Annotated in this window: 9 protein-coding genes and 1 tRNA gene; 5 read left to right on the top strand and 5 right to left on the bottom strand. The window is 63.6% G+C overall.

The annotated features are described in order from the left end of the window. Positions 1-51: 51 nt before the first annotated feature. From H0W65_RS11165 to H0W65_RS11155, 3 genes are read right to left on the bottom strand one after another with little or no spacing between them, the layout of a single operon-like run. Entirely contained in the window at positions 52-1332 is a 1281-nt protein-coding gene (locus H0W65_RS11165; RefSeq protein WP_294007631.1) for a nucleoside transporter C-terminal domain-containing protein, read from the bottom strand. A 39-nt stretch (positions 1333-1371) separates the two neighbouring features. Then, entirely contained in the window at positions 1372-1950 is a 579-nt protein-coding gene (locus tag H0W65_RS11160; protein ID WP_294007629.1) for a TIGR00730 family Rossman fold protein, read from the bottom strand. Next, a complete protein-coding gene (locus H0W65_RS11155) occupies positions 1947-2933 on the bottom strand; it encodes an adenosine kinase (protein ID WP_294007627.1) in 987 nt (328 codons plus the stop codon). Before H0W65_RS11155 ends, H0W65_RS11160 begins: the two co-directional genes overlap by 4 nt. A gap of 100 nt (positions 2934-3033) precedes the next feature. On the opposite strand from H0W65_RS11155, the gene H0W65_RS11150 reads away from it, so the two are divergent. The 3 genes from H0W65_RS11150 (at position 3034) to H0W65_RS11140 (ending at position 6798) form a co-directional block, all read left to right on the top strand. Then, positions 3034-3690: a queuosine precursor transporter gene (locus tag H0W65_RS11150; protein WP_294007626.1), complete on the top strand. Its 657-nt coding sequence runs from the start codon at positions 3034-3036 to the stop codon at positions 3688-3690. Positions 3691-3933: 243 nt separating this feature from the next. Next, positions 3934-6624: a TonB-dependent receptor gene (locus H0W65_RS11145; RefSeq protein ID WP_294007624.1), complete on the top strand. Its 2691-nt coding sequence runs from the start codon at positions 3934-3936 to the stop codon at positions 6622-6624. 100 nt (positions 6625-6724) lie between these two features. Next, positions 6725-6798: transfer RNA gene (locus tag H0W65_RS11140), tRNA-Gly, on the top strand. A gap of 67 nt (positions 6799-6865) precedes the next feature. Here the strand turns inward: H0W65_RS11140 and H0W65_RS11135 are convergent. Further along, positions 6866-7639, bottom strand: a complete 774-nt coding sequence (locus tag H0W65_RS11135; protein WP_294007622.1) for a competence/damage-inducible protein A — start codon at positions 7637-7639, stop codon at positions 6866-6868. A 29-nt stretch (positions 7640-7668) separates the two neighbouring features. Between H0W65_RS11135 and map the strand changes: the two genes are divergently transcribed. After that, positions 7669-8496, top strand: a complete 828-nt coding sequence (map, locus tag H0W65_RS11130; protein WP_294007621.1) for a type I methionyl aminopeptidase — start codon at positions 7669-7671, stop codon at positions 8494-8496. Here map and H0W65_RS11125 read toward each other — a convergent pair. After that, positions 8493-9281, bottom strand: coding sequence for a phosphocholine cytidylyltransferase family protein (locus tag H0W65_RS11125; RefSeq protein ID WP_294007620.1), 789 nt, complete (start codon positions 9279-9281; stop codon positions 8493-8495). The two genes, map and H0W65_RS11125, sit on opposite strands and share 4 nt — an antisense overlap. 89 nt (positions 9282-9370) lie before the next feature. Here H0W65_RS11125 and H0W65_RS11120 point away from each other — a divergent pair, with 89 nt between their 5' ends. Continuing rightward, a complete protein-coding gene (locus tag H0W65_RS11120) occupies positions 9371-9709 on the top strand; it encodes a P-II family nitrogen regulator (protein WP_294007618.1) in 339 nt (112 codons plus the stop codon). Positions 9710-9760: the final 51 nt, after the last annotated feature.

Raw genomic sequence — 9760 nt, 5'->3', positions numbered from 1 at the left:
CGACGCTGTCGCTGGTAATTACATCGGTCATGTCGAACTCTTAGCAAAAAGTCAGGCGATCATCAGCCCCGCAAGCGCGGCGCTCATCAGGTTGGCGAGGCTTCCGGCGAGCAGCGCGCGCAGGCCAAGCCGGGCGATCATCGGCCGTTGGTTGGGCGCAAGGTTGCCGGTCACCGCCATCTGGATCGCGATCGAACTGAAATTGGCGAAGCCGCATAGCGCGAACGTCACGATCGCCCGGCTGCGGTCGGTCAGCGCAGCGGCCGGCCCCGCCGCGTTGCCGAGGTCGATGAAGGCGACGAATTCGTTCAAGACGATCTTGGTCCCGAACAGCCCGCCCGCGACCCCCGCTTCGTTCCACGGAACGCCGATCAGATACATCACCGGCGCGAACAGCGCCCCGACCGCGCCCTGGAAACTCCAATTATCATAGCCGAACAGGTGGCCGACGCTACCGAGAATGCCGTTGGCCAGCGCCACAAGTGCAACGAACGCCAGCACCATCGCCCCGACCGCGACCGCCAGCTTGACTCCGGTTTGCGCACCCTGAGCGGCGGCCATGATGATGTTGGCCGGCCGCTCGCCCTCCTCGAACGTGTCGATCTCGAGCTGGTCTTCAGGGGCGAGGGTGGCCACCCCGCCCTCCAGCGCCAGCTCGTCCTTGGGCGCGGGATCGTCGGGCATAATCAGCTTGGCCATCAAAATTCCGCCCGGCGCCGACATGAACGCGGCGGCGAGCAGGAACGGCAGATATTTGGCGCCGAGCAGCCCGGCATAGGCGGCCAGGATGGTTCCAGCGACCCCGGCCATGCCGACTGTCATCAGCGTGAACAGATGCGACGGCGGCAGCGCCGAAAGATAGGGCCGCACCACGAGCGGGCTTTCCGACTGGCCGACGAAGATGTTGGCCGCCGCGCCCAGCGACTCGACCCGGCTGATCCCGGTGACCCAGCCGATCGCCCCGCCGACCCAGCGGACGACTCGCTGCATGATGCCGAGGTGATAGAGGATCGCCACAAGCGACGCGAAAAAGATGATCACCGGCAGCGCCGCGATGGCGAACGTATTGGCAAGCGGGTTGGACGCGGTCGGCCCGAACAGGAATTCGGTCCCCTTGCCGGCATAGCCGAGCAGCGCCGCGACCCCGTCCGACATCGACTGAATCACCTGCCGGCCGCCGCTGGTGCGCAGTACTAGGAAGGCGATGACCGCTTGCAGCGCGAACGCCGCGCCGACCACGCGCAGACGGATCGCCTTGCGGTTCGACGAGAAGATGACGGCGATCAGGACGATGACGGCAATGCCCGCCACACCCAACAGATAGTGGTTCATGACGGCGCCGCCCCTCCCCGGACTTGCAATCCTGATTGATTACCAGGTGACGCCTTGTGCCGCTCCTTTGGCCGCTTCGTCCAGTAGGTCCAGTGCCTCGGCCGGCGATTGTGCCTTGAGCAGTTGCTTGCGGCGGGCTTCGCTGAGGAAACCACTGGCCATGACATGGTCCATGAAATCGGCGAGGCGGTCCCAATAGCCATGGACGTTGAGCAGGCAAAAGGGTTGGGCATGATAGCCGAGCGCGTTCCAGGTCCATGCTTCGAACATCTCGTCGAGCGTGCCGATTCCGCCTGGCAGGCAAACAAAGGCATCGCACAGCTCGGTCATCTTCGCCTTGCGTTCGTGCATGTCGGCGACGGTGTGAAGCTCGGTGCAACCGCGGTGCGCGACCTCATGGTCGACCAGCGTCTGCGGGATCACCCCAAAAACTCGCCCGCCATGCTCCAGCACTGTGTCGGCGACGATGCCCATCAGGCCCAGCCGCCCGCCCCCATAGACCAATTCGATGTCGCGCTCGACCATCAGGATTGCCAGCTCCCGGGCCGCGTCGGCGAAGGCTGGGTCGGCGCCGGGGGCGGAGCCGCAATAGACGGCGAGGCGGCGAATGTGGCTCAAAGCTGCACCAGCGCTTTCAGGTCGGCGATCGGCCGCGCGCCATAGTGGCCGATCACCTCGCCCGCCGCGATCGCCCCGGTCCATAGGCAGCGCTCGAGCCCCGCCCCCTTGGCCCGGGCGGCCAGGAAACCGGCGGCGAACAAATCGCCCGCGCCGGTCGTGTCGACCACCTGGCCTACCGGCGCCGCGGGAATCGAAATCGTCTCGCCCTTGCGGATCGCGGTCGCGCCGGCCGCGCCGCGCGTCACCACCAGCGTACCGACCTTGGCTTTCAATTCGTTGAACGCTGCCTCCGCATCGCTCCGCCCGGTCAGCTGCAATGCTTCATCCTGGTTGGCGAACAGCAAGTCGACCCCGCCGCCATCGATCATTTTGGCAAAACCTTCCTTGCGGCTGGCGATGCATACGCTTTCAGACAGCGTGAAGGCCACTTCGCGACCCGACTCATGGGCGATTTCGACCGCCTTGAGCATCGCCCTCCGCGGCTTTTCCGGCCCCCACAGATAGCCTTCGAGGTACAGGATCTGGGCCGAGGCGATCAGCACAGGATCGAGCGCATCGACGCTCAATTCGTGGCTGGCGCCCGGGGAGGTATTCATGGTCCGCTGCCCGTCGGGCGTGACCAGGATGAGGCAGCGGCCGGTTGGCGGCCCGCCTTCGATCGACGGCGTTTCGAACCGCACGCCCAGCGCGTGCATGTCATGCTCGAAGATCATGCCGAGCTGATCCTCGGCGACCTGGCCGATGAACGCCGCGCTGCCACCCATCGCCGCGATCCCAGCCATCGAATTGGCCGCCGACCCGCCCGACATTTCGCGCGCGGTGCTCATCGCGGCGTACAGCGTGTCGGCCTCGGCCGGGGTCAGCAACTGCATCGACCCCTTGGGCAGGTTGTGCTCGATCAGGAACGCGTCGTCGCACGACGCGATCACATCGACGATGGCATCGCCGATGGCCAATATGTCGAGTTTTGGGGAAGTCACGGCCGCACCGACTAGCCGGGCAGGAGCCCCAGGGTCAACAACCGGCAAAGCGTTCAAGAGGGCTTGCCGACCGCGCCAAAGCCTTTACCCCTTCGCCGCCATGACCGACACCGCTCCGCCCGCCGCGTCCGCGATTCCGCTTTCCTTGTTCGCGTTCGCCATTTTCTACGGCGGCATGGTGTGCATCGCCGGCGTGCTCGGCAACAAGCAGGTCGCGCTCGGCCCGCTCGCGGTCGAGGCCGGCATCTTCGCCTTCCTACTGCTGGTTGTGACGTCGAGCGCGGTTGCCGAACTCCACGGCCGCGCCGCGGCCAACCGCCTCGTCCTGATCGGCTTCGTCCCGCTCATTGCCTCGCTGCTGTTGAGCCTTCTCGTCCTTCAAATCCCGGCGTCGAAGGACATGGACCCGGCGCGCCTGTCGGCGTTCGAAACTGTCATGGGCGGCACGCCGCGCATCTGGCTGGGCGGCATTCTCGCCTACGGCACCTCGCAACTTTTGAACGTCACCATTTTCAGCCGTCTAAAGGGCCGCGAGGGTTCCAGCCTGTTGTGGCTCCGCGCAGCCATCGCCAGCGTGTTGAGCCAAATCGTCGATACGCTGATCTTCATCACCGTGGCCTTCTACGGCGTCTTCCCGATTGCCGAGCTGATGCTCGGCCAGATGCTGGCCAAGGTCGTGCTGTCGATCGTTCTCGTGCCGTTCCTGATTCTGTTGCTTGTCGGCATCGGTCGCCGCCTGGATCGCCGCCCGGCCTGACCAACGCCTTGTTTCCGTGACCGGATTTTGCTGTATCGGGTGCACGAGTCGGGCGGGGTTTGGCGCGGCCGAATGGGATGTTTTTGCAACGGCAAAATGGAAAAGGTGATGGCCTTGAGGGGAGGTCACCTTTTTGTCTTATTCAGCCTCTAGCCGCCTCAAGCGTCAGGTTCTGGGGATTCTACCAACGCATTGGGGTTCAACGTGAAAAAACTGCTTCTGCTTTGCTCGACAGCGCTCGTTATGCCGACTGCCGCTTTTGCCCAGTCGACCGGCTCGGTCGACTTCGAAAAGGAAATCGTGGTCACCGGTACGCGTACGCAGGACGTGGGCGGTATTCAGGCGCCCGACGCGCCCAAGGCGAAGGCGATCATCACCCAGCAATTGATCTCGCGCAGCGGCCCGGGCCAAACGGTGCTCGACACGATCAACGTCGTGCCTGGCGTCAACTTTCAGAATAACGACGCCTATGGCAATGCCGGCGGCACGCTCAACGTCCGCGGCTTCGATTCGACCCGCGTCAGCTACACACTCGACGGCATCCAGCTGAACGACAGCGGCAATTACAACATTTTCTCGAACTTCTCGATCGACCCCGAACTGATCGACCAGGTCAACGTCAGCCTCGGCTCGACCGACGTTGACTCGCCGACCGCCTCCGCTGTCGGCGGCACCATTAACCAGCGCACCCGCGTTCCGGGCAAGAATTTCGGTGGCCGCTTCAGCGCATCGCTCGGTCAGTTCGACTATCGCCGCTTCTTCGGCATGCTCGACAGCGGCGAGATCGGCCCGTGGGGCACGCGCGCTTTCGTCGCCGCCAGCAACTCCAAGTACGACAATCCGTTCAACCATTTCGGCAAACTCGACCGCCAGCAGTACAACGCCAAAATCTATCAGCCGCTCGGCGCCAACGGCGACTTTGTCTCGGTTGCCGGTCGCTACAACCAGGACCGCAACAATTTCTTCGGTTCGGTTTCGCTGCGCAACGACCGCGTTGTTCCCTTGGGCTTCCCGCAGTCGCGCGACGCTCGCGAGTACAACATCCCTACCTGCACGCTCGATGTGCCACAGGCTGGTGTCGCCGACGTGCCTAACAGCTGCGGCACGGACTTCGACCGTCGCGTCAATCCTTCGAACAGTATCAACATCCGCGGCAATTCGAAGTTCACCTTGGCCGAAGGCCTCATACTCACGATCGACCCCAGCTTCCAGTACACCAAGGCCAATGGCGGCGGCACAACCACGATAAGTTCTCCAGCGCGCGAATTTGGCTTCGATATCAATCCGGCCGGTGGCGTCCCGGGCACGATCAACCGGGCAAACTGCTCGACCGCCGCTCCTAATCCGCTAACCATCAACTGCGTTGGCGGCTTCTTCGGCGGGGCGCCTTATTTCAACGGCGTCGACCTCAATGGCGACGGCGATACGCGCGACCAAATCACCCTTCTTACGCCGAGCCAGACCCGAACCCGCCGTTACGCGGTGATCGCCGGCCTGCGCTACGACATCAGCGACCACCACACCGTCCGCGCCACTTTCACCCACGATTACTCGAACCATCGCCAGACCGGCCAGGTCGGCTTCCTCAAGCTCAACGGCGATCCGGTCGATGTTTTCCCGATCAACGATCCACTCGAGACCGCGCAGGGTGTTCCGCTTCAGAAGCGCGATCGCCAGTCCTACGCGGTCCTCAACCAGGTCGCCGGCGAATATCGCGGTGAGTTCGGTGCCCTGACGGTCAACGTCGGCGCCCGGCTGCCATTCTTCAAACGCGACCTTCAGAACAACTGCTACACCTCGTCGGCCAGCGGCTTCGTCGAGTGCAGCGGCAGAGACGAGGCGCTCGACGCGAGGATCGGCACGCTCAACCCCTATGTCGTCGATCCGGCAACCGGTCGCGTGATCTCCGGCTTTTCGCCGCCCGGCCATCGCGTGCTCAACTACTCGAAACTGCTCCCGAGCGTCGGCGCAATTTATGACATCACCCCGGCGTTGTCGGCCTTCGCCAGCTATTCGAAGGGCCTTTCGGTGCCCAGTACCGACAACCTTTACAACGCCTTCTACTTCCCGGCGGGCACATCACTGGCCAAGCCCAAGCCGGAGGTCACCGACTCATTCGACGGCGGCCTGCGCTATCGCAGCTCGAAGATTCAGGCTCAGGTCGCGGGCTGGTACACGCTGTTCAACAATCGGCTCGCCTCGGCGTTCGATCCCGAACTCAACCAGACCGTCTTCCGCAATCTCGGCAGGGTGAAAAAGTGGGGCATCGACGGATCGATCGCTTACTCGCCGGTCAAGGAACTGACGGCCTACGTTTTCGGTTCGTGGAACCAGTCGAAGATCCAGGACAACATCCAGACTGGTGTCCTTCCGGCCGGCATCACCTGCGACACGGTCGATCCGGCGAGCGTCAATGGCTTGCGCAATTGCGCCTTCACCGCCGGCAACCGCGAGGCCGGCTCGCCGAAGTACAGCTATGGCACGTCGCTCGTCGGCACGCTTGGGCCGCTCGACCTGGGCATCACCGCCAAGCGGACCGGCCCGCGCCTCATCTTCGACAACAACCGGCCGGTCTTCACGGGTGACATTGGTGTCACCACACCGACAGCGGGAAGGGTCGTACAAACCCAGATCTTCGATTCGACTGCCGCTGCCTACTGGTTGGTCAACCTCGATGCGCGGATGAACATGGGCTACTTCGCCCCGAATCTGGCGAAGGCCTACCTGCAGCTCAACGTCTACAATCTGTTCGACAAGCTCTACGCCGGCGGTTTCAACGGCGGTCTGAGCCAGTCGACGTCGACCCGCACGTGCAACGCAACGTCAACACCAAGCTGCGTGCCTACCGCGACAGTCCCGACCTATGGCAGCCCGCCGTTCGTCCAGATCGGTGCACCGCGCACGGTCAGCCTGACAGTCAACGTCGGCTTCTGAACGAATTCGCATGAAGAAAGCAGCGGCGCCGTCCTCCGGAGGGCGCCGCTCGCTTGTCGGTTGACCGCTCCGCGATCGCCGTGCCAAGCGTGGCCGCGATGCGGGTGTAGCTCAATGGTAGAGCAGAAGCTTCCCAAGCTTACGACGAGGGTTCGATTCCCTTCACCCGCTCCATTTTAGGCTTGCCGGGGGCAGGCCGTGAAATGGAGCGCGGGGCGCGGCTCCGCCGCAACCGGGCGACCTAGATTCCCCCAGCCACCGCGGCGAAGCCCGCGCTTTCCAGCGCCTCACTCAGCTCCCCCGCCACCTGCTCGGCCACCGCCTCATTTTCCGAGCGCACCACGAAATTCGCCCCGACCCGGCCGTCCTTGAAAAAGGGATAGCTGCCGATCGCCACGCCCTCGGTTGATCGCTCGGCTCGGTGCAGCAGCTCGGCAACCTCGCTTTCGGGCGCGAAGGCCCCGATCGTGACCGACACCAAAGGCCGACCGCCTTTCAGCTGCCCGGTCAGCGCGTCGAGCATCTGCGCGGCGATGTGCGGCACGCCGGCCATTAGGAACAGATTGCCGATGCGGATGCCCGGCGCACCCGACATGCGGTTGGGGATGAGGGCGGCTCCCTCGGGTACCCGCGCCATCCGCAGCCGCCCCTCGTTCAACCCGCCCTTGTCGACATAATATCGTTCGAGGATCGCCCGCGCCTCGGGGTGCACTACCACCGCGACGCCCAACGCCTTGGCGACCGCATCGACCGTGATGTCGTCGTGGGTCGGGCCAATCCCCCCGGTCGTGAAGCAATAGTCATGGGACGTGCGTAGCGCGTTGACCGCCCCGATGATCGCCTCCTCGATGTCGGGCACGACCCTCACTTCGTTCAGCCGGATGCCCTGAACGTTTAGCCAGGTCGCGACCTGGGCGATGTTGCGGTCCTGGGTCCGGCCGGATAAAATCTCGTCGCCGATCACGATCAGCGCAGCGGTCCACACTCTTCCCAAGGCCTTGCCTCCATTCGACATTCCATCCGCCCTATCCTATCTTCCCCATCATGACCGAATATATCCAGGTCGGTCCCGAGGATCGCACCGAACCGCGCAGCCATGTCATCAAGCTCCACGGCGCCGAAGGCTTCTCTGGGATGCGCCGCGCTGGCCACCTTGCGGCCTCCATCCTCGACGCGCTGGTGCCGCATGTAGTTCCCGGAGTCACAACCCAGGAACTCGACACGATCGTCCACCGCCTGACGCTCGAGGCCGGCGCGGTTCCCGCCACGCTCGGCTATCGCGGCTATACCAAAAGCTGTTGTACTTCGATCAACCATGTCGTGTGCCACGGAATCCCGGGCGACAAGGCGCTGAAGGACGGCGACATCGTCAACATCGACGTGACGCCGATCTTGGACGGTTGGCACGGCGACACCAGCCGCATGTATCTTGCCGGCAATGTGCCGATCAAGGCACGGAAGTTGGTCGACCTAACCTATGAATGCCTGATGCTGGGGTTGGCGCAGGCCAAGCCCGGCAACCGCCTGGGCGACATCAGCCACGCCATTCAAAGCCACGCCGAAAAGCACCGTTACAGCGTCGTCCGCGACTTTTGCGGTCATGGCCTCGGCCGGCTATTTCACGATAGCCCCGAAGTGGTCCACGCCGGCCGTCCCGGCACCGGCCCTGAACTGAAGCCCGGCATGTTCTTCACGGTCGAGCCGATGATCAACATCGGGCGCGCTGACGTGAAACTGCTCGACGATGGCTGGACCGCGGTCACCCGCGACCGCTCCTTGAGCGCTCAGTTCGAACATTCGATCGGGATTACCGAGGCTGGACATGAGGTTTTCACCAAAAGCCCCAACGGACTCGATAAGCCGCCTTATTAGGCCGCTTTCGCCTTTCTCGCCTCGTCCCATTGCAGCGCGAGCGCCTCGGCGCTCGCGACATCCTCGGGGAAATCGACCTCGCCCCATTGCTCGCCGGCGATGTCGAGCGTCCACACTGCGCTATTCTGCGCCAGATGGTGGATCACGCGCAGATACCATATGGTGGTGCCTTCCTTGGTCCGCATCCCTCGCTCGATCGCGTGGCGGAAGCGCTCCGCCCCATCGCCGCGAAACGCCAAGAGGCCGATCGATTCGGCATTGACCCCGGTCGCGATGCGCTTGCCAATCGCGCGCAGCCGGCCGCCCTCGCCGGCGATGACCTTCATATCATCTTCGTCATAGCGATCCTTGCGATCGATCGTCACGCAGATGCCGTCCTGCCCGCGATTGGCGAGGACGCGCGCCATCAGAGTTTCGCTGACCAGCGTGTCACCGTTCCACACCAGCACGTCGCCGGCGAGTTCCTCGCGCGCCATGAACAGCGACCCTAGATTGTCCGCTACCTGGTAGAAGGGGTTGAACAGGGTTCGCACCCGCGGCCCTGCCTCGCCACGCCGCATCAGCGACGCTTCGATTTGGTCGTCGCGGAAGCCGGTCACCACCACCGCCTCGTCGATTCCGTTGGCGGCAAGCGCGTCCAGCTGCCGGTCGAGCAGGCTGCGGCCATTTAACTCGATCAGGCATTTGGGCCGGTTGTGGGTCAGCGACCCGAGCCGCGACCCCTGGCCGGCGGAAAGGATGATGGCTTTCATGCCTTCGCTTTGGCCGCCAATTGCGGCAGACATTTGGCAATCGTCACGCGCAGCCATTCTCGGGGCATGGCGAGCATGGCGATGATTTGGTAGTGCAAGGGCCGAGGGAGCGCGCAATTGCTGTGAAAAAGATCGAGGCGATCATCAAACCGTTCAAGCTCGACGACGTCAAGGACGCGCTGCACGAGGTCGGGGTGTCCGGGATTACCGTGACCGAAGTGAAGGGGTTCGGCCGCCAAAAGGGCCATACCGAGCTCTATCGCGGTGCCGAATATGTCGTCGATTTTCTGCCGAAGGTAAAAATCGAAGCCGCAGTGTCCGAAGATATTGTCGAGCGCGCGATCGAAGCGATCGAAGGTTCCGCGCGCACCGGCAAGATCGGCGACGGCAAGGTATTCGTTTTCGATCTCGAACATGTCGTTCGCATCCGAACCGGCGAGACCGGCAAGGAAGCGCTCTAACCCGATGAGGATGACGATGAAGAAACTGATGGTCATGCTCCTCGCGGCCGG

This window comes from Sphingomonas sp., assembly GCF_013816785.1.
In the GTDB taxonomy this organism is placed as follows: domain Bacteria; phylum Pseudomonadota; class Alphaproteobacteria; order Sphingomonadales; family Sphingomonadaceae; genus Sphingomicrobium.
This window is presented reverse-complemented; position numbering and strand designations above follow the sequence as displayed.

Excerpts from the sequence above, each read along its gene's own strand:
- H0W65_RS11125 (WP_294007620.1), bottom strand. The coding sequence starts at position 9,281 with ATGTCTGCCGCAATTGGCGGCCAAAGCGAAGGCATGAAAGCCATCATC.
- H0W65_RS11150 (WP_294007626.1), top strand. The coding sequence starts at position 3,034 with ATGACCGACACCGCTCCGCCCGCCGCGTCCGCGATTCCGCTTTCCTTG.
- map (WP_294007621.1), top strand. The coding sequence starts at position 7,669 with ATGACCGAATATATCCAGGTCGGTCCCGAGGATCGCACCGAACCGCGC.
- H0W65_RS11165 (WP_294007631.1), bottom strand. The coding sequence starts at position 1,332 with ATGAACCACTATCTGTTGGGTGTGGCGGGCATTGCCGTCATCGTCCTG.
- H0W65_RS11135 (WP_294007622.1), bottom strand. The coding sequence starts at position 7,639 with ATGTCGAATGGAGGCAAGGCCTTGGGAAGAGTGTGGACCGCTGCGCTG.
- H0W65_RS11145 (WP_294007624.1), top strand. The coding sequence starts at position 3,934 with ATGCCGACTGCCGCTTTTGCCCAGTCGACCGGCTCGGTCGACTTCGAA.